Genomic DNA, 22,247 nt, shown 5'->3' with positions numbered 1-22,247 from the left:
TATTGCTATCATGAAAGCTTACGATGTGGTAATTGTTGGTGCAGGTGGTGCAGGGCTTCGCACAGCCATAGAGTGTGCGAGGGATACAAACATAAAGGTCGCAGTAGTTTCAAAGGTTTACCCTACACGCTCCCACACAGGTGCTGCACAAGGAGGGGTCAACGCGGCGCTCGGGAATGTTATAAAGGATGATAGTCCACAGATGCACGCTTATGATACCATAAAAGGTTCGGATTTTCTTGCTGATCAGGATGCTGTTTTCTTTATGTGCGAAAATGCTCCGGATGTTATATATGAGCTTGACAGGTGGGGTGTACCTTTTTCAAGGCTTCCCGATGGCAGGATAGCTCAAAGACCATTTGGAGGGGCTTCTTTTCCCAGAACGGTGTATTCTGCGGATAGGACAGGTCACGTCCTGCTACACACCCTTTTTGAACAGGCTCTTTCCAAGGAAAACATAGACTTTTATAATGAATTCTTCCTAATTGATATTTTACACAACGGTCAAAGGGTAAAGGGTGTAAGCCTTTATGATATAAAAAACGGTGAGGTACTAACGCTGGGGGCTAAAGCGGTTGTTATAGCGACGGGAGGTTTTGCGAGGATATACTGGCAGAGAAGCACAAATGCGGTAGGTAATACAGGTGACGGAGTGGCGGTCGCTCTGCGCAACGGAGTACCTCTTAAGGATATAGAGTTCATCCAGTTTCATCCTACCGGGCTTGCCAAAACAGGCATACTTCTATCAGAAGCCTGTAGAGGTGAAGGTGGATACCTTCTGAATAAGCTCGGTGAACGCTTTATGCAACGCTATGCGCCGGAGAAGATGGAGCTTGCACCCAGAGATATGGTCTCAAGAGCTATAGAATACGAAATAAGAGAAGGTAGAGGTGTAGGGGAAGGGACATCCGCGTACGTTTATCTTGACTTGAGACATCTCGGAGAAGAGAAAATAAAAGAGAAACTTCCTCAGGTACGTCAGCTTGCGATAGATTTTGAAGGTGTAGATCCTGTTAGTGACCTTGTTCCTATAAGACCGAGCGCTCACTACTGTATGGGAGGTATACATGTAGAGAACTACATAACATCCTCCACACCTCTTGAAGGACTTTATGCGGTAGGTGAGTCCGCGTGCGTATCTGTACACGGAGCTAACAGACTTGGTGGAAATTCCCTCATAGAACTTTTGGTTTTCGGTAAGTTCTGCGGTATAGCGGTTAGGGAATACGCCAGATATACGGATTACTTACCAGTAACCAAAGGTGAGGAAAAGGCAGGTACAGAATACATACAAAAGCTTATGAAAAGGGAAGGTACTGAAAAGCTTGCTCACATAAGAAGGAGAATGGGAGAGATAACGTGGGAAAAGATGGGTATATTCAGAGATGAAAGATCGCTCCTCTCAGCCTATGAAGAACTTTCCGAACTTATAGAAAGATGGAAAAGGGTGCCTGTGATAGACAAATCAAAGATATTTAACACAAATCTCGTGGAACTCATGGAACTTAGGAACATGTTAGAGATTGCGAGAGCTGTAGCCTATGCTGGGCTTCACAGAAGGGAATCAAGAGGAGGACATTACAGGGAAGACTATCCTGAAAGGGATGATGAGAACTTCCTAAAGCACACCTTGATAAGGCAGGAGGGAGAAAAGCTTACATTAGAGTACATTCCTGTGAAAATCCTCAAATATCAGCCAGCTGAGAGGAAGTACTGATGAAGGTCGGTATCCTCGGAGGTGGTCAACTTGGGTGGATGACTATCCTTGAAGGAAGAAAGCTTGGCTTTGAGTTTTATGTTCTTGACAAGGAAAAAGGCGCACCAGCTTGCAGGGTAGCGGATGCATCCTTTACACCAGACCAGATAAAAGCTTTTGTAAACAGCTGTGACGTGATAACCTACGAATTTGAACACATAGATGAATCCCTTATAGATGCGGTATCTGACATCCTTTTGCCTTCACCCGATGTGCTGAGACTTAAAAAGAGCAGAATAGAGGAAAAAAAGTTCTATAGGAAGATGGGTTATCCTACTGCTGAATTTAGCTTTGCAAAAGCTCAAGATCTTTCCATTGAACTTATCAAATTTGGACTTCCAGCGATTATAAAATCTGAAAAACTCGGCTACGATGGAAAGGGGCAGTACAGAATAGAAGATCCTTCACAAGTAGAAGATGTATTGAAAAATCATCCCAAAGATGAGAAATTCCTTATAGAAAAGTTAATAAATTTCCTCCTTGAGTTTTCGCTCATAGGAGTCAGGGACAAAAAGGGTAAAACAAAGATCTACCCACTTACTATAAATTATCATGATAAGGGAGTGCTTCTTTATAACTACACGGGAAACTTAAAGCTAAAGGAAGCTGAAGATATTCTTCTGTCTCTAATGTCCGATCTAAAAATTGTGGGACTCCTCGCAGTTGAATTCTTTTTGTGCGAAGATGGAAGAATCCTTATAAACGAGATGGCACCAAGACCCCACAACAGCGGGCACTATACCTTAGACGGATGCTACACTTCCCAGTTTGAAAACCTGCTCAGATCCATTACAAATCTCCCTTTGGGTTCCACGGATCTTAAAGTACCTGCAGGTATGATAAACCTTCTTGGAGTGTCCTTAGAAGACATAGATCTGGATAGCGTGTTATCCGTTGAAGGAACGAAACTTTACTGGTATGGAAAGGAAAAGAGAGAAAGGAGGAAGATGGGTCACATAAATGTAGTAGCCAGCACAGAAAGACAACTGCAGGAAAAGATAAGCAGTGTGCTAAACCTTTTAAAAAAGGAAGACCCCCGCAGGGGTCAGATGGCGCACGAGGTGCCACACGAAGGACACTTCTAATGAGTTAATTTATAATAAAAGTAACACAAAATAACTCATATGTCAAGGGAAGGATAGCGATCTTAAATCACTCTGGAGAGGATACCGTTGTAAATGTCCAAGAGCTTACTGAAGGTTTTGTCCCAGGAGAAATTTTCTCTTATGTGCTGGCTCAGTGCCTGCCTAACATTGAAGCTTTGGCAATTGACGGCTCTTACTATAGCTTCGTAAAAGCTCTCCACTTTTAGATCTTTGACCAAGAACTCTTTAAAGGGTTGGGTCTCAAGGTCCATGTCAGGTGCTACAAGAATGCATCCACATGCTTGCGCTTCCAAAAAAGAAAGCCCGTAAGTCTCAGAATAAGACGCCGAAAGGAACAGGTCTGAACTCGCATAAAGCTGAGCCAACCATTCTATATCAGATACATAACCCAGATAGGTGACATTAGGTTGTCTTTTTACGAAATTTTCTACTCTTCTTCTTAAGGGACCATCTCCTGCTATTATAAAGTGGAAGAAGGTAGGGTCTAAAAGGCTGATTATCTCAAGAAGTATGTCTATGTTTTTTTCAGGCGAGAGCCTACCAACATATATGACCTTAAAAGTGTTTTCCTTTACTCCGAGTAGTGTATTTATGTAGGGGTTTCTTTTTGATGGATTGAAGGTTTCTGTGTCAACGCCCAGATTTACGGTAATAACATTCTCAAGGTAATAATTCCTCAAGAACTCTTCCTGTTTCTTTGACGGTGTAATAACTATGTCCGCCTTTGAGAGCTTTTTTATAATTGTATAGTCAATGAGCTTTTTTCTAAACTTTTCAGGTATTGGTATTAAAGAGGCATCCGTTCTTACATCCGCATGATAAAATGCTACAAGCCTGTAGTCTTCAGATAAAAGAGATGTTATAGGAAGGTAAGTACCTTGAAGCTCCACTATGTCAGGTTTTTCAAGCCTTATTATGTCTTTTATACACTTTAAGCTACTGAAAAATCTGTACCCACCGCTCATAGGAATGGGGAAAGAAGGTATCTGGTAAACCTTAGTGGAGTAAATGTAATATTCCTTCCTCTCTTTTCCCGGCAGGATCATCGCGTGTTCTACAGGTTTATCGCTTAGGTATTTTGACTTTTCTAAAAGATACCTTCTTATACCACCACTTTTGGAATGAAAGTAAGGCGTCACATCAATAACTTTCATATACAAGCCTTCCTAAACCTGCTATTGCGTACATATAGTCAAGGTAGGTTTTTTTCATGTCAAGGCTTTTTGCTTTCCTTAAAGCCTCCGCAGACACCATCCTGTATAGCCCCTCATCCGAAAGTAGGAGTTCCACTTTTTTCACATAGTCTTCTTTACTCGTGGCTATAAAGCCATTTAGCCCATCATCCACATGTTCGTGGGAAGCACCTTTTGAGCTAACAACTACAGGAATAGCGCAAGCCATAGCCTCCAAAACTACCTGTGCATAAGTCTCCGTTTCTGAGGGGAATAGAAAGAGATGAGAGCTGGCGTAAGCTTTGGCAAGTTCCTCACCTTTCATGTACCCTACAAAGTGTACGTTCTTTGGCTTTTTCTTTTCAAGTTCCTTTCTGTATGGACCATCTCCGACTACTACAAAGGTTTCTTGAGGAAGACATTTGGCAACGTACAAGAAGGTGTCCAGATTCTTCTCCTTTGCGACCCTTCCCACATAAAGGATAACTTTGCTTACCCTTTTGCCGAGTCTTGCACTCCAAAAGCCCTCCTCCCTTCTGTCGGGTGAGAAAAGCTCAGTATCTATACCCCGCCTAAATAGGGATAGCTTTGAAGGATTTGCACCTTTAATTATTAGAGTTTTTCTGTAGTGTTCCGAAGGAACAAAACATCTGTCTGAGCTGTTAGCGAGAAAAACAAAAATTTTCCAGAGTATGTTTTCCAGATCTTCGTCTTGAGTGTATATTCTTGCATAGGTTGGTAGATCTGTGTGGAAAGCGATGGTTATCCTAAGTCTTAGGATCTTACCTGCAAGAAAAGCCATTATACCCAGTGGACCCGGTGTGGCGATATGAACACCGGTGAACTCTCCTTTTTCCAAAAACTCAACAAGCTGGGTAAAAGAAGGTATCCCCATTTTGATCTCTTCGTAAAAAGGCACAGCAAACTCCACACGAGCTTTAAGGGATGTAAAGTTTTCTTCCTCCAGGGCTTTTTTGGAGCATGTAAAAAAATGAAAGGGAAGATCCTCTTCTGAGGCTAAAGATCTCATTATATTGGCTGTGCGTGCAACCCCATTCACATCCCAATAAGTATCCGTAAAGTAAGCAACTTTTGTATTTCTCCTCAAGCTTATGCCAAACTCTTTTGCTAAAGCTTCTATCTTATTTTCCTCCCTCTTTTGTGCATACTTTACGAAAGCAGGAAAAGCGTAGAAAGGGAGGGAAAGAACCAGCTCCGCAAGTTCGCGAAGGGATCGCTTCTGTTGAAACCTCTTTAGCGTAATGAAAGGAAGACTTTCCATAATTTCTTTGACCAGCTTCGTTCTTTCCACGTTGAAACCTAAGAGGTATCTAAGTCCCAAATCTATGGCTGGATTTTCTTGGTACATAAAAATGTGATCAAGTATGCTATTTATCTCCGCTGGTATATTATAGTGCCTCTTTACGTATTCGTAACCCACCCTTGATATCATGTTAATGAGTCTTTCTTCACCGAGTTTTTCTGTCCCTACATGTGTTTTCCCTTCCAATATACCCTTCAAAAAATCCCTCACGTCTCTTACACCTTCCACCTGCGTCCAAGTCCTCCCTACATCCATTCCTCCGTGATCGTCAGATCCAGCGGTGAAGCTTATATTTTCTCTGCTCCTGAAAGATTTAATCCTGTACCTTTCTTCAAGCTCCCTTATTCTGTCCCATCCGCTATAAAGCTTAGCTATGTTTTCTTCTATGCTCCGTATGTTGGTTCCTCTGGTACCGTTTATCACTTCCCAGCTGTCAAAGAGAAGAGCCATCTTATCTATTAGCCTTCTGGTTATCTTAGTTCCCTGCACCGAGTAAAGAGGGTGAGCGAGAGTGTGCGGTATGCTGTTTTCTTTTAAATATGAAACAAATTCGTATATATTTTGTCTGATCTTCATCAGATCTATATGGTGCTTCTCTTCTATGCCGTAAGCTATCACATGCACCTTCGCCTCTTCATCGGGGAACTCTACAGTGTATTCGCAACTTATGAATACGTCGGGCAGATGAGCTATCTCCAACACGCCTTGTATAGTGTTGTGATCCGTTATGGTCACAAAGGTCATTCCTCTCTCTTTTAACCTTTTGTATAACTCAATAGGTTCCGCATAGCTTTCGGGACAGCCAATTAATCTGGAAAACCAACCACCCGGTAGATTAGAAGCCTTAGAGTGCAAATGCAAGTCCGCTTTTGCTAAGAAGTTCCTCATAACTAACAAGCCTCCTTATCTTTTTTACCTTGCTCAATAAAAATCTCCAAAGCTTCACCTTCTTCCTATCTCTGAGATCCCTTGTATGAATGGCAAGCCTCAAAAGTCTGTATCTTTTGAAAAGCTTAAAGAGAAGGGGTACGAAAGCTTTACTAAAATTGTCAAGGATAGGTCTGTTGCTGAAAGAGATTACTGGAGAAGTGTAAGACATATCCGTGTTAAGGTTCTTTATGTGTCCTCTGTAGGCTATTGCGGAAAAACCTAAAGAGTAAATTACGTCCTCAAGAAAAGGATTACCTATCCATGCAGGTGGTACAAAGACCTCCGTTTTTATACCGAAAGTTTCTAACATTTCCTTAGCTTTATATAGCTTGGTATAGGTACCGTAAAGACAAAGATCAGAAAACTCCCCTTCTCTGTAGGTCCAAAGGATGTCTTTTAAGCTTCCCCCTCTGTGATTAAAGCCGTGAAGGACAATCTCCTGATTTGTTGCCAGCATCGCTTTCACAAATTGAGGATATTTGTAAAGAGGTGCTTCATCCCGGAAGTTAGGAACAATAAGCAAAGAAAACTTTTCAACACCACAAAGAGAAAGAAGATCAAGAGCATAAGATACCTCTTCGTAATAGTAAGGTGTCACATCATGCAACTCTATCAGTGCCAAGTTCATGCTTAAGAGAATAGAGGATCACGGTTAAGTTTTTATTAAGTTTACGTTAAGAAGTTGTTAAGATCAGAGGTTGTCCGGTAGACCTGCATAAGAGGCAAGGAGTTTCCCACTTTTGTCAAAAATGTATGTGGATGGCAGAAAGGTGATGGGAAAGTAATCATTGAATTTTACGGAAGTATCCACAAGGGTAGTAAAGTTTGGTGTTATTCCAAGTTGCTCGTAGCTTTCTATCACATCCCTTGTGTCCATGGCTATAGCGTAAGACACTATTGTGTAATTTGGATATTTCTGCACGAGTTTCCCAAGTTTTTTAAGATCTTTGGTGTGTCCTGCACATGTTCTGCTCCACACGTAAAGAATAGTTTTTTTACCTCTGTAACTGCCAAGTTCAACTTCCCTACCGCTCAGATCCTTAACGCTTATGTTAGGAAGCGTATCTTTTGCAGAGCAAGAAAACAAAAGAAGTATCAGGATCAGAAGTTTTTTCATAACGTCTTTACGAGTATTTTCTCCCTGAAATCCGCAAGAGTTGGCTTTATCCTGACGCTTTCAGGTAAATGTCCTTCAAGCACTTCCATAGTTTTGTAACCGTTCCCAGTTATATAGGCAACCACCACATCTTTGGGCGAGAAATAACCCATTTCTGAAAGTTTTTTGAGGACAGCTATAGTAGTTCCACCTGCGGTTTCTGTGAATATCCCCTCCGTTTCAGCAAGTAGTTTTATACCTTCTATGATCTCTTCATCCGTTGCAGTCTCCCATACACCACCGCTCTCTTTAGTTACCTGAAGGGCATATATACCGTCTGCGGGATTACCTATAGCTATTGATTTGGCTATTGTGTTTGGCTTTACTGGCTTTACAAAATCTCTGCCTTCCCTCCATGCCTGAGCTATGGGAGAACAACCATCGGCTTGCGCTCCGTAAACTTTTGTCTTCACATTCTCTAAAAGACCTACTAATTTTAACTCCTTAAAACCCTTCCATATTTTGGTTATCAAAGATCCGGATGCTGCAGGAGCAACAATGGCATCAGGTGCTTTCCATCCAAGCTGTTCAGCTACCTCAAAGGCGAGAGTCTTTGAACCTTCCGCATAGAAAGGTCTTATGTTTATATTCACAAAAGCCCAGCTTAGCTCGTTGGCTATCTCAGAACACAACCTGTTGACATCATCATAATTACCCTCTACCGCAACAACTGTTGGTTTAAAGACAAGACTGCCAAATATCTTCTGTGACTCTAAGTTTGCTGGAATGAAGACAAAACAGTTAAAACCCGCCTGTGCAGCATGTGCAGCCACCGAGTTGGCGAGATTTCCGGTAGAGGCACATGCGACAGTGTCAAAACCGAACTCCTTAGCTTTTGAGAGGGCAACGGAGACTACCCTATCTTTGAAGGAAAGTGTAGGGTGATTTACGGAATCATCTTTGATGTAAAGGTTTTCAAGACCCAACAACTTTCCTAAATTTTCAGCTTTCTTGAGTGGAGTAAAGCCTGCACTAAGTCCCACGCTTGGCTCTTGTACTGGAAGAAGATCTATGTACCTCCAGAGGCTTTTAGGTCCCTTTTCTATCTTTTCCCTACTTACGTTCTTTTTAATCTCTTCGTAATCATAAACTACCTCAAGGGGTCCAAAGCAAAACTCGCACACGTGAATTGGTTCAACGGGATACTCCTTCCCGCACTCTCTGCACACAAGACCTTTCACCTTTGCCATCTTATACCTCCAAAAGTGAAAGATTAAAATTATAATGTAATCCGAGCAAATGCATAGGGTACTTATAACTGGCATAAGAAGGATAGGCTTTTACATAGCCAAGGATCTGGTTGAGAAAGGCTATAAATTAGCTTTTTTATACAACACATCAAGGGATAAGGCGCTTGAGCTTGAAAAGTTAGGGAGCTTTGGTTTTCAGGCAGATCTTTCAGATCCGAGTATATACCCTAAGATAGTTCAAAGTGTAGTTGAACATCTTGGCGGTATAGATGCTATAGTGCATACGGCAAGTCCTTATTTCCCGACTCCCCTTGAGTATCTAAAAAGGGAAGACCTTTACACTCACTTTATACCTAACGTGGAAGCCTTTTTGATGCTTTGCAAACTCTTTTATCCGCATATACTAAAAAATTCTTCAACGATAAAGGGTAGAATAGTTGCCTTCGGTGATTGGGCTACCAACACTACACCTTACAGACATTACTCAGCTTACTTTATCTCAAAAGGAGCTTTGCACACCGCTGTGAAAGTTATGGCAAAGGAGCTTGCACCTGACGTGCTTGTCAATGCTATAGCTTTGGGTCCTACTCTCAAGCCTGAAGAGTTTTCAGATGATAAATGGCAAAGCTACATAATCAAAACACCTCTCAAAAAGGCTGTATCCTTGAAGGATGTTACGAAGCTTACGGAGTTTTTGCTAAATGTGGAGAGTATGACAGGCGAGATCATAAATTTAGACAGTGGGAGGCACATATCTGGTGAATGTACATAAAGTAGCTGTACTTTTCAGCGGAGGCGTGGAGAGTACAACACTCCTTTATATATACTTGCAAAAGGGACAAATAGTTTATCCTGTGTACGTAAAGATGGGTGAAAGCTGGGAAAGTTTGGAACTTGAAAACGCTATAAAGCTTTGGCATTATACAAAAGATAGGTACGCATCGCTCAGACCTCTGAGAATTCTCAGTATGCAAAAAGGGAAGACGAAAGAGAGGCAACCTAATACTGTGCCTCAGCTCTTTATACCCCTGAGAAATCTGATCCTTATAACCACTTGTGCTTTTTATGCGATCTCAAAGGATATAAAAAGGCTTGCCATCGGAAGTCTTGGACTTTACCCATTTCCCGATAACGATAAAGGATACATAAAGCAGGTGGAAAGACTTATAGAGGTTGGCTCAGGCGATGAGTTTTCTGTTGAACTACCTCTTTTCGGACTTGAAAAAAAAGATATTGTGAAAAACTTTTATAGAAAAGTTCCCTACCATCTTACCCTTTCGTGTGCCATGCCAAAAAAGATCGCAGGTAAAATAGTTCCCTGTGGAAAATGTGTGAAGTGTATGGAAAGAAGAGAGGCTCTAATGGACCTTCTTTAAGTATTCTTGTATCTTTTTCTCCATGAGATCCTTATAATAAAGCTTTTCCTTCTTTAATTTCTCTATTTCCAGTTCAAGCTCGTGAGTCATAGGCTTGTGCCTTTCAAGTCTGTCCACCAACTTGTTAAGCTCATCGTGTTTTTCGTAGTAATGTTTAAACTCCTTGTCCTCTTGAAGGAGTTTCCTTATGACTTCCTCTCTCGTCATAGAACATCCTCCTCTTTTGGCTTTATAAATATTAAACCACACAGTGTGAGAAAATAACCGAGAAAAAGAACGATAATGCTTGCAAAGATTATATAGATGAGAAAAGCAGTTGCAAAAGGCAAACCCGCTATAACAAAAGCCCAGAAGTACCTCTTAGTGGCTGTATAACTCCAATACGCATCTTGAGATGTATCTATAGGGAAGTATCTTTTTCTGATGAAAAGCGAAAAAGGTAAGGAGATCATCCCCACAAAGGTTACAGAAAAACTCGCATAAAGAACCAGTTTTGAAGGGAGTGGAAGCTTAAAAAAAGGATACAAAAGGAGCGATCCTAAAAATACGAGACTCAAAAAAGAAACAAAGGCATAATAAAACTGCTTAGCCCTGCTTCTGTATATGCTTAAAAGCTCTTCGTGTTTCACCTGTCTGTTTCGCCAACTACCGGATCTATACTACCAAGCAGAGCTATAGCATCCGCTATAGTGCCACCCTCTATGAGCTTTGGGAATATGGACAGGTTGTACAAAGCTCCAGAACGTATCCTAAGCCTGTAAGGTTTTGATCCCCCCATTGAGAATATATAAAATCCCAGCTCACCTCTAGGGTTTTCACCACTGGAGTAAACTTCTCCCGGAGGTGCGTTTTCGCCATGTATCACTAACCTAAAAGACTTTACCATATCTTCTAAAGCCATAAAAACATCTTCTTTTGGAGGAATAACCGCAGGATGATCCTTATTGAGGTAAGGTGCGCTTTTTGGCATTTTTTCCAACTTGGCAACACATTGATCCACGATCCTGAGACTTTGAACCATCTCTTCCATACGCACCAGATACCTATCGTAAACGTCCCCCACCTCACCTACAGGCACGTCGAAGTCTACCTCATCGTATGCAGCGTAAGGATCTATCTTTCTTATGTCGTAAGCTACTCCCGAACCTCTTGCAACTGGACCCGTAAGCCCGTAGTTAAATACGTCTTCCTTACTAATCACACCTATATCCTTAGTTCTCCTGAGCCATATGCGGTTTCTCGTTAAAAGCTGGTGATACTCTTTGAGTCTATTGGGAAAGTCCCTTACAAAAGCTTTTATGACGTCGAGGGTGCCTTCCGCAAGATCATAATGTACTCCACCTATTCTCAAAAAGGCTGTTGTAAGTCTAAAACCCGCATTCCCCTCTATAATATCCATTATCTTTTCCCTCTCCCTAAATGCGTATAAAAAGACGGTCAGCGCTCCCAGATCCAACGCACCTGTGCCAAGCCAGAGAAGGTGAGAGTTTATCCTCTGAAGCTCAGCAAATATGGTTCTTATGTATCTTGCCTTTTCTGGAACTTCAACGTTCAAAAGCTTTTCCACTGCGGTAACGTAAGATAGCTCGTTACATATGGCTGATATGTAGTCCATTCTATCCGTATAAGGTAAGAACTGAAAGTAGTAAAGGTTTTCCGCTATCTTCTCCATACCTCTGTGGAGTTGCCCCAGTATAACATCCGATTGGACAACACGCTCACCGTCAAGGTCAAAAAGAAACCATATAGTTCCGTGTGTACCGGGATGTAATGGTCCCCAATTGAGGACGAGCTGAGCCTTCTTTTTGAGTCTCGCCTTTTCTGTCCTTTCAAGATCTTCTAATGTAGCGACTTTGGTGTGCATTACCTCGTAATCGTGACTGGGAGGTTCTACCCTCCCTTCCAAAACCTCGGTCAAAGATGGCAGTTCTACTTCCGGTATGCCACCTAAGGGGAAGTCCTTCCTGAGGGGAAAGTAAGGATAACCCTCCCACATGAACATCCTTCTGAGGTTTTCATGCCCTTCGAAGGTAACACCGAACATATCGTATGCTTCCCTTTCAGCCCATCTGGCACAAGCCCAGAGTTTTTCAAGTGATGGCAAGTTACCGCCTTCAGCCCACGTCTTTACTATAACCCTTTCTTTTTCGTCAGGATTGTACAGTATGTAAACACCCTGAAATCTGTAAGGATGTTCGGGAAAATCTATGCAGGTGAAGTCTATAAAGTGCCTGTAGCCTTCCTTTTCTTTAAGATGTTTGAGAAAGTCCAAAAGTTTACTCTTTGGAACTTCCAGGCGCACACCTTTTTCATCGGCTTGTATGTGCAGATCTTTAAAAACAGTCTTGAGCCTCTCCCTCGTAGCTAAATTCATCCACGGCATATCTCAGACCTCTATCTCCTGTGGTACTAAAAGACCTTGCCTTTTTAGATCTTCTTTAAACTCTCCAAAGGCTCTATCGTATTTGGTAACTCCTTTTTCTTTTATCTTCCTCTGGAGCTGGAGTATACCGTAAAGCAGTCCTTGAGGATGGGGAGGACAGCCCGGAATGTAAACGTCAACGGGTATTATCCTATCCATTCCCTGAAGTGTTGCATAGGTAGGAAAAGGTCCACCAGCGGATGCACATCCTCCCATAGTTATACACCACTTGGGATCAGGCATCTGTTCCCATATGAGCTTAAGCATAGGTGCCACTTTGTTTACCACAGTACCTGCAACTATAAGGACATCAGCTTGCCTTGGGGAAGCTCTGAATATGACACCGAGCCTGTCTAAGTCAAACCTTGAAGCCGCTGTATGCATCATCTCTATGGCACAACACGCAAGTCCTATGGTTACAGGCCAAAGGGCATTCCTTCTTCCCCAATTTAAAAGTTCCTCTACAGTTGTTATTACAAAACCGTTAGAGTTCAAAACAGCCATACCTTACCTCCTCTTTAATTATAAGTTCTTATACTTAGTTTTTACATAACTTTATGATAAGTGTCACATCTGCCATTTGAGAGCACCTTTCCTCCAGGCGTAAATAAGACCTAAAGCGAGAATGAATATGAAAAGTAGAGCCTCAATAAGACCGTATAATCCGATCTCTTTAAACACTACAGCCCAAGGAAAGAGGAAAGCTACCTCTATATCAAAGAGTATGAGCAAAAGCCCGAGAAGGTAGTAGCCTTGTTTGAAAGTTCCACGAGCTTCTACGTCATAAAGGGGAACTCCGCACTCGTAAGGGTAATCTTCCATACTTTCCTTAGCTTTTGGACCGAGTAGATCGTTTAAAAAGGCAAAGGCAAAACCTACAAACAGAGCGATCAAAAAGAAGATAAGTATCCCTATATACTCCATCTCAATCCTCCAAAGAGAGTAATTCCTCTATAAAAAGGTTTGCATTAAAGGGTTGAAGGTCATCTAAACCTTCGCCTACTCCCAAGAGTTTAACCGGGATTCTAAGCTCCTGACATATAGGTATTATTGCTCCTCCTTTGGCTGTGCCGTCAAGCTTTGTGAGTACTATACCTGTTATATCCACAGCCTCCTTAAATACCTTAGCCTGAGCTATAGAGTTTTGCCCGAGGGTTGCATCAAGTACAAGTAATGTTTCCGTTGGCTCATCTGGATAGAACTTCTGTATCACTGACTTTATTTTTCTCAGCTCCCTTATGAGAGGCTCCTTAGTGTGAAGTCTTCCCGCTGTGTCTATCAAAATAAGGTCATAGCTGTTTGCTTTGTTTATGGCGTCAAAAACTACCGATGCGGGATCTGCACCTTCTTCCCTCTTTATTATGTCCGCACCACTCTTTTCTGCCCACACTTCAAGTTGTTCTATAGCGGCAGATCTGAATGTGTCCCCAGCACATAAGAGTACCCTCTTGCCTTCATTGACAAACTTATAAGCCAACTTGCCTATGGTAGTTGTCTTTCCGGAACCATTCACACCTAAAAACAGATAGATTGTTGGTCCTTTATCTTTAAGTTTTATATCTCCTTCACAGTTAGACAGCACAGACAGAAACCTCTCCTTTAGCATGTCCCTTAATCCTTCCGACTCCTTTATATTCCTCTTTATAGCCTCTTTTTTAAGTTCTTCTACTACATTTACAGCGGTTTTTGCACCAACATCAGCCCTTATGAGTGTTTCTTCAAGCTCTTCAAAGAGCGCCTCGTCCACCTTTCTCCCTCTGAAAATTACTCCGAAAAGCGCTTTTTCTTTTGTCTTTTGTAAACCCTTTCTTATTTTTTCAATAAGACTCTCCTTTTTAACTTCCAAAAGTCCAAGTTCCTCTTTTATCTTTCTTATAGAAGACTCCACTTCATCTTTCTTAGTTGGAGGTGCAAGCTTTAAAGCCCTCTCAAAAACATTCAGAGCCTCTTGTTTTTTATCCATTTGGTAAAGGACAATACCTGCCCTTTGTAGGCTTTCAAAGTTTCCGATCTTTAAATACTCTTCCACTGCCTTTTCCTTTTGACCAACCCTTTCATATATGTTTGCCCTCTCCCAAGCCGTGCCTAAACTCCTATCATAGTGTTCTATAAGCTGGTAAGCATAGTAGTATTTATCTTCCTTTAGATACAGGTCATAAAGTATGCGCCTGAGCTCCGGATCTTCCTTGAACTGCTCAAGTATCTGTATAGCCTTATCCTTTTTACCCTTCTCTATGAGTTTAAGTATGGCAGTTTTATCTCCCTTCTCTGCGAGCTTCTCTTCTTCCGATTTTTTCCAAAAGAGTACCATAGGATCAATTATTTTAACACTTCATTTGTCTTCTCCCGCTATCCACTTACTGACTATCTCTATTTCCATATCGGAGAGGTTTCTTCCCCAAGGACATTGTTTGGCGAGTATCATAACAGCATCAGATCTACCTTTATACTCTTTTTTAAGATAAGACAGGGGTTTTTTTGAGCCTTCCTGATGACATCTGAGGCAGTTATTTTCAAAGATCATCTGTCCCTCAGGAACCGCAAAAGCATAACTCAAGAATAAAACTATATACAAAAGGATCATGACTTTCACCTCCTAACTGTTAAATTTATATACTATGCAAGAGGCAAAGGTGTGGGGATTTGAAGATATAGAATCCGCAAGGGAATACCTCGCCAAGTATCTTTTGAACTATATAAATATGGAGCTTGATGCCTTACCTAAAGAGGAATGGGACAAAACTTTAAAAACTTGGGCAAAAATATGCCTCTTTGCCAATGATATGCTTTCCAAAAAAGATGAAGAAAGACAGGAACTTTACAAAAAATACAATTTTGACCTGATGATGGTAGGTATTGCTGAAGATTTGAGACACACCCTTTTGGGCATGTACTCTCTCAGAATTCTTAAAGAGAATGATAAACCGTACAAATTAATACCTGTAGCTGTGGATATGGTGCTACAAAAGAGCGAGATGATAAAAGCTTACGGACTAAAAAAGGAGATATTAGAGTACATAAGGGACTTCTTTCACAAATCTCCTACCAACTGATGCATAAAAGAGTGTAAATTAAATACCTATGAAAATTGCAGTTGGTATGAGCGGGGGTGTAGATAGCAGTGTGTGCGCTCTCCTTTTAAAACGCGCAGGTCACGAAGTTATAGGAGTAACTCTGAGACTTCATACCATAGACGAGAACTGTAGCTTGGAGGACCTAAGAGTGTGCTGTTCTCCAGAAGATGTGAAGGATGCAGTGAGGGTATCTGAAAGGCTTGGAATACCTCACATAACCCTTGATTGGGAGAAATTCTTTAAAGAGAGGGTTATAAACTACTTTGTCAGAGAGTACTCGGAGGGTAAAACTCCCAATCCGTGCGCTCTTTGCAACAGGGAAGTAAAAACTGGTTTTTTGGCAAGATACCTCAGGGAAGTGGCAGGCATAGATAAACTGGCAACTGGTCATTACGCAAAACTGGTAGAGTACAAAGGTAGAAAAATGATAGCGAGATCAAAAGATGAAAGTAGAGATCAGTCTTACTTTTTGGCTTTGGTAAAAAGGGAAGATATTGACCTTCTTGAGTTTCCTCTGGGGGATCTCACCAAGGATGAGGTCAGAAGGATAGCAAAAGAGTTTAATCTTCCAGTAGCTGACAAAAAGGACTCTCAAGAGGTATGCTTTTTAATGGGTAAAAAGCCGGGTGAGTTTGTGAGAGAGAGGGTAGGTACGAAAGAGGGATTCATAGTGCATGCAAATGGTGAAGTTCTCGGGAAGCATACTGGCATTTATAACTTCACCATAGGGCAAAGAAGAGGATTAAAACTGGCTTATCACGAACCTTTATACGTTATTGGGCTTGATGCTAAAAAAAACGAAGTGGTGGTTGGAAAAGAAGATATGCTCTACAAAAAGAGTCTAAAACTTGAGAGCATAAATGTCCATATACCTTTGGAAGACTGGGATGAGGTATACGCGATGGTAAGATACAGAACGAAACCTGTAAAAGTCAAAAGCATAAGGGAAGAAAAAGATGGATATTTTGTGGAGTTTGAGGAAAGTGTAAGAGGTATAACTCCTGGACAAGTGTGCGCTTTTTATGAAGGTGACGTCCTACTTGGGGGAGGCATAATAACAGAGGTATGATAGTTTACGGAAAGAATCCCGTTATTGAAGCTTTAAGATCTGGTAAGGATATAGAGAAAGTGCTTGTCGCTCATGATTCCCATCCACCCCATCAGGTAGTAAAGCTTTGCAAAGAGAGGGGTATAAAGATACAAAAGGTTCCGAGAATAAGGATAGAACAACTCGCAGGTACAAAGAAAACCCAAGGAATTATTGCCTTAATAAGTCCCATAAGTTACGTAGACCCTGGTGAGCTTTTTAAGACAGCAGTAGATAAAAACTCTTTCATTTTAGTGCTTGACCACCTCACCGATCCTCAGAATGTGGGAAATCTTATAAGAACGTGCGAAGTGTTTGGTGGAGTAGGAGTTCTTTTGCCAACTCACAGATCAAGCCCAATAAACGAGGTGGTCATAAAAGCCTCCGCAGGAAGCATCTTTCACCTCAAGTTATCAAGAGTTTCAAGTCTTTCAAAGACGCTTAGGGAGTTTAAAAAGCTCGGAGGTTGGATAGTGGCTGTAGAGCGAGGGGGTAAGGACATAAGGAACGTATCCATACCTTTACCAAGCGCACTGGTTCTTGGATCTGAAGGTGAAGGAATCTCAAAAAGTATTGCAGAGATTTCCGATATAATAGTATCAATACCTATGGTGGGAAAAATAAATTCGCTGAATGTAGGATCTGCAGGTGCTATAGCTATGTGGGAATGCGTGAGGAATAAAGTAAGAATATGAAAAAGTGGCTTATTGCGCTCCTCTTACTTCTTTTAAGTGTTGAAGGGAGTATATCCCTAACTCACAGACACGAAGATGGAAAACAACATTTAGATTGTTCTGTATGCATTCTTCAGCATTCTCTTGTAGATAAACCTTCATATAAACCTGAGCTTAAGGTAAGTCTTGTAAGCTTTACTATAGAAATCTCTTATGAGCCTCAAGAGCCTATACTAAGACCTTCTTTCAGAACTACACTTCAGAGAGCGCCTCCAAAGGTTTAAAAGTCCATACAGACCTTTTTTTCAGCAAAAACCTGAGGAGGTGCTTATTATGAAAGTAGTTTATATCTTTAGCACACCAAACTCCGCCAGCTACATACTCGGTAGGATGATACTACCACAATTAGAGATGGGTATTCATCCCGTCCAAGTGGCAGGCATGTTTTTCTTCCTTGATAACAACTATGTACTTGTAAAGAAAAACCCAATAGGGGAAAGACTTTCTAAGCTCCTAAAAGAGGACAGAATTGGCTTTATTATGGGATGCGACCAGTGTTGTATGGAAAGAAACATAGAAAATGACTTGGTAGAAGGTGCGGTTATAGGGTGCTTTCCAAACCTATACAAGAAGGCTCAGGAACTGGGAGTAGATCAAGTGATAACACTATAAGGAGGTGCGATAATGAAGAAGCTTATACTTTGCCTTGGTATATTTAGCTTTGCCTTTGCGCAAGATGACCTTGAAAGTCTAAAGCGTCAGCTTGAAGAACAAAAAAGGCTCATTCAGGAGCTTGAGAAAAAGATAGAAGCCTTAGAGAAGGCTCAAAAAGGTCAGAAGGAAGAAACACGGCAAGAAACAGAAGCTAAAGAGAAAACAAAGCCTGTACCCGCAGACAGAACCCTCCAGCTAAGGGTAAAATACGACGAAAGACTAAAAGCTTATCAAATCTATCCTTTTAAACAAACCGACTTCTTGCCTGACATATCTTTTATCATGGATACTTCTCTTGTAGGAAGAAACAGAAATGACCAAACGTACAAACAGCTTGAAATTCCGGGATTTTGGCATCCGCACGGCGATAATAGTGAGGAACTTAACAAAAATAGAGGTTTTAACCTTAACTACGGCGAGCTTTACCTGTATGCACCTGTTGATCCTTACTTTGACCTTTATGTTACCATACCCTTTTCGGAAGATAGCTCCCAGATAGAAGAAGCTTATGCGGTTACCAGAGGCTTACCCGGAGGTTTCCAGCTCAAGGTAGGCAAATTTAGAAGCTCCTTTGGAAGGCTAAACTCTCAACATCCCCACGTGTGGGACTTTGCTACCCTCCCATTGCCTTATAAGGTGTTTTTGGGTGATGATGGGCTTGTGGAAAAGGGGATTCAAATTAATTGGCTCGCACCTACGCCTTTTTATTTGCTCTTTGGTCTTGAGGTGCTTCAAGGTGAGAACGAACAGAGCTTTGGGACGAATGGTTTTAGTATAAATACTAAAAAAGATGGCAGTGGTACAAACCTCACTGTAGGAGATGCAAGAAAACCAAACCTTTACGTAGGTTTTATCAAGACTTCCTTTGATATAGGAAACCTCTCTATTCTTACAGGCATATCTTATGCACAAGGTAAAACACGATTAAACCACATTGACACTGACGAACCTCACGCCTTTTCGGGAAGTACTAAGCTTTACGGACTTGATCTCACAGCCAAGTACTTTATTGATTCTTACAGGTACGTATCCTTCCAAAGTGAGTATATCTATAGGGATCAAAAAGGAACAAGATACGCATACGATGATCTGGGTGATTTGGTAACTCCATCAGTGAGTAAAAAACAGGGAGGTTTTTATTCTCAGCTTGTTTGGAGATTCGCTCAAAGATGGAGAGCGGGTATTCAATACAATCTTCTAAACAAAAACGATGTCAAGGTAGATGGAGTAAAGCAGAACTTTCCCGGAAGTCTCCCAGCTTATTATGCTATGCTGGAATTTAATCCCACCGAATTTTCACGCATAAGGCTTCAGGTAGGTCAAAACAGAGCTTTATATTATGAAGGCATGAGAAAGACAGTCAACGAAGTGATTTTACAGTTTAACTTTGCGATAGGAGCTCACGGTGCGCATCCATTTTAAAAACTTTTGGAGGTATTAGCCATGAAAAGACTCGTAGCCCTTCTCCTTTTTTTCTTCTCCTTTTCTTTTGCCAAACCTAATGTGATAGCAACCTACCCCTGGATAGGTGATCTGGTGAGGGAAGTAGGTAAAGATAGGGTAAACCTCTATGTTATAGCCAAAGGTTCTGAGGATCCTCACTTCGTAGTACCAAAACCTTCTCACATAGCAAGAATGAGAAATGCGGATCTACTCATAATGCAAGGCGCAAGCTTAGAGATAGGTTTTCTACCTCCTCTCCTTCAACAATCCAATAATCCCAAAATTCAACCTGGAAGTGAAGGACTCTTAGACCTTTCCCAGTTTGTTAAGATCATAGAAAAGCCTGAAGGAGTCTCAAGAGCTATGGGAGATATCCATCCGGAAGGAAATCCCCATTATCAGCTTGATCCTCACAATATACCCATACTTGCAAGAGCAATAACGGATAAACTTTGCCAGATTGATGAAAAAAACTGCACTTACTATAAGGGAAATCTTGAGAACTTTCTCACGAGATGGGATACCAAATTAAAGGGGTGGGATAGGGATTTTGAAAAGTTGAAAGGCATAAAAGTTATTGAGTACCATAAACTATATGACTATCTGATCCGCAGATATGGAATGGTTCTGGTGGGAACGCTTGAACCTCTTCCGGGAATCCCTCCAACCGCAAAGCATGTAGAAGAGCTTTTGACCAACTCTAAGGATGTCAAATTTATCTTGCAGGATGTTTATCACGAAAGAAGGACAGCCCAGTATGTGGCTCAGAAGCTCAACGCAAAGTTGGTAGTACTTCCACACGATGTAGGAGCTGTGCCAGAGGCGAGAGATATATTTTCGCTCTTTGACGAGATCGTAAGGAGGCTTAACCAATGACTGATGTGCTGATCCACGCTCTACTCTTATCTTTTATACTTTTGGGTATTCACGCATATTTTGGGCTTGAGATAGTAAGAAGGGGTATAATATTTACGGATATAGCTATAGCGCAATTTTCGGCGGTAGGTCTTTCCCTCTCCTTACTACTTTATCAGAAACCTTCTTATGTCCTCTCCCTCCTCTTTGCCCTTTTTTCAAGCTTACTCATAGCCATATCCCAAAGGAAAAAAGAGTATGCGGAAGCTTTCATAGGTCTTATATATGCCTTGGGTTTTTCCTCGGTTGTTTTGATACTCTCCAAATCCACACATGGCACGGAACAGCTTATGGCACTTACAGCATCAGACATTTTATTTGTACCTAAGGAAGATGTATTAAAAACTGGCATTCTTTACGCATTTCTTGGTTTTCTTCTATACCTGAGGAGTAAGCTTCTCAAGGGGCAAGCTGGTGAAGTGGTCTTTTTTGTTCTTTTTTCTTTAACTGTAACGAGTTCAGTAAAGCTCGTCGGTGTGCTTATAGTCTTTTCTATGCTCGTAGCTCCAGCTCTGGTTTCTAAACTTTGCAAAAAAGGACTCATATTCGCTTGGTTATATGGAGCCTCTGTGAATACTGTGGGCATTTTGCTATCCTTTAGATTGGATTTTCCTACAGGCTTTAGCTTAGTTTTTTTACACTCCTTACTTGGTGCTTTCCTCTTTCTTACAAAAGCTATCATAAAGCCTTAGTCCCTCATTGATTATGTGAGGAATATCCTCTCTCTTACTTAGTACCTTACAAGACACCCACGGATGGTGATGATAAGAAGGGGGGAAGTCTTTAACGAAAAGTGCTAAGGTGGGAACCTTGAGAGCTACAGCCATGTGGTAAGGTCCGCTATCTGTAGATATGAAGAGGGAAAGAGATCTTAAAAGTCCCGGAAGCTCCAAAATGTCCGTATGTCCGGCAAGATCAAGAGCTTCGAGGGGATAATCCTTTAAAAACTCTCTGTTTATATCCCTTTCAAAACTTGCTCCAGTAAGGATAAGAAGACTTTTAGTCCGTAGCTGTATTTCCAGCACAACTTCTCTCAAAAGATGTATATTCGGTCTTTTCCAAAGAGCGTCAGGTGTTCCACACCCTATATTAAGCCCTATGAGTACTTTATCGTGGGGAATGCCATATCTTCCGTGAAAATTCCTTCTAAACTCCACAGCTTCCTGTGTCTCTTCAAGCTCTATAGGGATACCGTTCCTTTCAATACCGAGAGCTTTAAGCACCGCAAAGTACCTATCCGTATAATCAGCACCTTTGAGCACCTTAGCAGAAGGTGGGGACGCTACACTGTAAAAGTATTTTCTCATAGGTATTTCTCCTACACCTACAGACTTTATACCGTACTTTAACCGTGCGTACGCGCAGAGAAAAGAACTTTTAAGCCCATGAGGTTCAAAATCTATAATCAATTCAGGGTTCACCTTCATAACTATCTCATCAAACTCTCTAAAGAAATCTAACAAACTTTTTAAACTCTTCAGCCTTTTGTCTATCACATGAAAGGAAGAAAGTAGATGATGCCTTGATATGAGCTTTTCAGAAACAGCTCCTTTATCCTTGGTAAGAAAGAGTAAGTGAAGTTCAGCATCAGGAAACCTATTTTTTAAGGCTCTCCAACTTGCGCTCCCTCTGAGAAGGTCACCTATACCTGCAGAGTGACCCATAAGCATAAGAATGCGCTTCATTAAAATGGTATTATAACTTTATACGCCCTACAAGAAATGCATAGTCCATAAGAGTATCCCTTTGCATAGACAGATATCCCATTTATAGACATCTATCTATGCATCGGGTTTAGGACTGTGCCTGAAAACCCCCTGAAATAAGGATTTCCAGACAGTAAGCCCAGTGCCTTACTCCTGAGGCACTCATACCGCTCATCAGACAGGTTCTTCAAAGACCTATCCA

Annotated in this window: 25 protein-coding genes; 12 read left to right on the top strand and 13 right to left on the bottom strand. The window is 41.4% G+C overall.

The features are described from left to right. The first annotated feature begins 10 nt into the window (after positions 1-10). Complete coding sequence (locus ABWK04_00520) at positions 11-1,717, top strand: FAD-dependent oxidoreductase (protein ID MEZ0360367.1); 1,707 nt, start codon at positions 11-13, stop codon at positions 1,715-1,717. Next, the gene (locus ABWK04_00515; GenBank protein ID MEZ0360366.1) at positions 1,717-2,841 is read left to right on the top strand and encodes a 5-(carboxyamino)imidazole ribonucleotide synthase; all 1,125 of its coding nucleotides are present in this window, start codon (positions 1,717-1,719) and stop codon (positions 2,839-2,841) included. The genes ABWK04_00520 and ABWK04_00515 overlap by 1 nt, the downstream gene beginning before the upstream one ends. 62 nt (positions 2,842-2,903) lie before the next feature. Here the strand turns inward: ABWK04_00515 and ABWK04_00510 are convergent, their stop codons facing one another. The 5 genes from ABWK04_00510 to thrC form a co-directional block, all read right to left on the bottom strand. Then, positions 2,904-4,016, bottom strand: coding sequence for a glycosyltransferase (locus ABWK04_00510; GenBank protein MEZ0360365.1), 1,113 nt, complete (start codon positions 4,014-4,016; stop codon positions 2,904-2,906). Then, complete coding sequence (locus ABWK04_00505) at positions 4,003-6,246, bottom strand: glycosyltransferase (GenBank protein MEZ0360364.1); 2,244 nt, start codon at positions 6,244-6,246, stop codon at positions 4,003-4,005. Before ABWK04_00505 ends, ABWK04_00510 begins: the two co-directional genes overlap by 14 nt. Further along, on the bottom strand, positions 6,203-6,916 hold the full coding sequence (locus ABWK04_00500; GenBank protein MEZ0360363.1) for a polysaccharide deacetylase family protein: 714 nt from the start codon (positions 6,914-6,916) through the stop codon (positions 6,203-6,205). The genes ABWK04_00505 and ABWK04_00500 overlap by 44 nt, the downstream gene beginning before the upstream one ends. A gap of 63 nt (positions 6,917-6,979) precedes the next feature. Next, positions 6,980-7,405, bottom strand: a complete 426-nt coding sequence (locus ABWK04_00495; protein ID MEZ0360362.1) for a TlpA disulfide reductase family protein — start codon at positions 7,403-7,405, stop codon at positions 6,980-6,982. Then, positions 7,402-8,634 (bottom strand): threonine synthase, encoded by a 1,233-nt coding sequence (gene thrC, locus ABWK04_00490; GenBank protein ID MEZ0360361.1) that lies wholly within the window; start codon positions 8,632-8,634, stop codon positions 7,402-7,404. The genes ABWK04_00495 and thrC overlap by 4 nt, the downstream gene beginning before the upstream one ends. Positions 8,635-8,683: 49 nt before the next feature. Here thrC and ABWK04_00485 point away from each other — a divergent pair, with 49 nt between their 5' ends. Both ABWK04_00485 and ABWK04_00480 read left to right on the top strand, forming a co-directional pair. Continuing rightward, entirely contained in the window at positions 8,684-9,406 is a 723-nt protein-coding gene (locus ABWK04_00485) for an SDR family oxidoreductase (GenBank protein MEZ0360360.1), read from the top strand. Beyond that, entirely contained in the window at positions 9,393-10,010 is a 618-nt protein-coding gene (locus tag ABWK04_00480; protein ID MEZ0360359.1) for a 7-cyano-7-deazaguanine synthase, read from the top strand. The genes ABWK04_00485 and ABWK04_00480 overlap by 14 nt, the downstream gene beginning before the upstream one ends. Here the strand turns inward: ABWK04_00480 and ABWK04_00475 are convergent. From ABWK04_00475 to ABWK04_00445, 7 genes are all read right to left on the bottom strand, one after another. After that, on the bottom strand, positions 9,993-10,217 hold the full coding sequence (locus ABWK04_00475; protein ID MEZ0360358.1) for a DUF465 domain-containing protein: 225 nt from the start codon (positions 10,215-10,217) through the stop codon (positions 9,993-9,995). The two genes, ABWK04_00480 and ABWK04_00475, sit on opposite strands and share 18 nt — an antisense overlap. Further along, positions 10,214-10,639, bottom strand: a complete 426-nt coding sequence (locus ABWK04_00470) for a hypothetical protein (GenBank protein ID MEZ0360357.1) — start codon at positions 10,637-10,639, stop codon at positions 10,214-10,216. The genes ABWK04_00475 and ABWK04_00470 overlap by 4 nt, the downstream gene beginning before the upstream one ends. Continuing rightward, a complete protein-coding gene (gene nuoD, locus ABWK04_00465) occupies positions 10,636-12,393 on the bottom strand; it encodes an NADH dehydrogenase (quinone) subunit D (protein MEZ0360356.1) in 1,758 nt (585 codons plus the stop codon). Before nuoD ends, ABWK04_00470 begins: the two co-directional genes overlap by 4 nt. 3 nt (positions 12,394-12,396) lie before the next feature. Beyond that, on the bottom strand, positions 12,397-12,936 hold the full coding sequence (locus ABWK04_00460; GenBank protein ID MEZ0360355.1) for an NADH-quinone oxidoreductase subunit B family protein: 540 nt from the start codon (positions 12,934-12,936) through the stop codon (positions 12,397-12,399). Positions 12,937-12,999: 63 nt separating this feature from the next. Further along, on the bottom strand, positions 13,000-13,356 hold the full coding sequence (locus tag ABWK04_00455; GenBank protein ID MEZ0360354.1) for an NADH-quinone oxidoreductase subunit A: 357 nt from the start codon (positions 13,354-13,356) through the stop codon (positions 13,000-13,002). A gap of 1 nt (position 13,357) precedes the next feature. Continuing rightward, positions 13,358-14,743, bottom strand: a complete 1,386-nt coding sequence (ftsY, locus tag ABWK04_00450; protein MEZ0360353.1) for a signal recognition particle-docking protein FtsY — start codon at positions 14,741-14,743, stop codon at positions 13,358-13,360. Positions 14,744-14,764: 21 nt separating this feature from the next. Continuing rightward, positions 14,765-15,016, bottom strand: a complete 252-nt coding sequence (locus tag ABWK04_00445) for a cytochrome c (GenBank protein ID MEZ0360352.1) — start codon at positions 15,014-15,016, stop codon at positions 14,765-14,767. 34 nt (positions 15,017-15,050) lie between these two features. Between ABWK04_00445 and ABWK04_00440 the strand changes: the two genes are divergently transcribed. The 8 genes from ABWK04_00440 to ABWK04_00405 are packed head-to-tail and all read left to right on the top strand — an operon-like array spanning position 15,051 to position 21,031. After that, complete coding sequence (locus tag ABWK04_00440; protein MEZ0360351.1) at positions 15,051-15,485, top strand: hypothetical protein; 435 nt, start codon at positions 15,051-15,053, stop codon at positions 15,483-15,485. 28 nt (positions 15,486-15,513) lie between these two features. Beyond that, a complete protein-coding gene (mnmA, locus tag ABWK04_00435; protein ID MEZ0360350.1) occupies positions 15,514-16,575 on the top strand; it encodes a tRNA 2-thiouridine(34) synthase MnmA in 1,062 nt (353 codons plus the stop codon). Next, positions 16,572-17,288, top strand: coding sequence for a 23S rRNA (guanosine(2251)-2'-O)-methyltransferase RlmB (rlmB, locus tag ABWK04_00430; protein MEZ0360349.1), 717 nt, complete (start codon positions 16,572-16,574; stop codon positions 17,286-17,288). Before mnmA ends, rlmB begins: the two co-directional genes overlap by 4 nt. Continuing rightward, complete coding sequence (locus ABWK04_00425; protein ID MEZ0360348.1) at positions 17,285-17,551, top strand: hypothetical protein; 267 nt, start codon at positions 17,285-17,287, stop codon at positions 17,549-17,551. The genes rlmB and ABWK04_00425 overlap by 4 nt, the downstream gene beginning before the upstream one ends. A 49-nt stretch (positions 17,552-17,600) precedes the next feature. Continuing rightward, positions 17,601-17,939, top strand: a complete 339-nt coding sequence (locus tag ABWK04_00420; GenBank protein MEZ0360347.1) for a sulfur reduction protein DsrE — start codon at positions 17,601-17,603, stop codon at positions 17,937-17,939. A gap of 12 nt (positions 17,940-17,951) precedes the next feature. Further along, positions 17,952-19,403, top strand: a complete 1,452-nt coding sequence (locus tag ABWK04_00415) for a hypothetical protein (GenBank protein ID MEZ0360346.1) — start codon at positions 17,952-17,954, stop codon at positions 19,401-19,403. A 21-nt stretch (positions 19,404-19,424) separates the two neighbouring features. Continuing rightward, positions 19,425-20,300 carry a zinc ABC transporter substrate-binding protein gene (locus ABWK04_00410; GenBank protein MEZ0360345.1) on the top strand — a complete coding sequence of 292 codons (876 nt, stop codon included), beginning with the start codon at positions 19,425-19,427 and terminating at the stop codon, positions 20,298-20,300. Beyond that, a complete protein-coding gene (locus ABWK04_00405; protein ID MEZ0360344.1) occupies positions 20,297-21,031 on the top strand; it encodes a metal ABC transporter permease in 735 nt (244 codons plus the stop codon). The genes ABWK04_00410 and ABWK04_00405 overlap by 4 nt, the downstream gene beginning before the upstream one ends. Here the strand turns inward: ABWK04_00405 and ABWK04_00400 are convergent. Beyond that, positions 20,984-22,024 carry a glycosyltransferase family 9 protein gene (locus ABWK04_00400; protein MEZ0360343.1) on the bottom strand — a complete coding sequence of 347 codons (1,041 nt, stop codon included), beginning with the start codon at positions 22,022-22,024 and terminating at the stop codon, positions 20,984-20,986. The genes ABWK04_00405 and ABWK04_00400 overlap by 48 nt on opposite strands. Positions 22,025-22,247 lie beyond the last annotated feature (223 nt).

Source organism: Hydrogenobacter sp. (assembly GCA_041287335.1).
Lineage (GTDB): Bacteria > Aquificota > Aquificia > Aquificales > Aquificaceae > Hydrogenobacter.
Note: the sequence above shows the minus strand (reverse complement) of the source record. Positions and strands in the feature narration are given on the sequence as shown.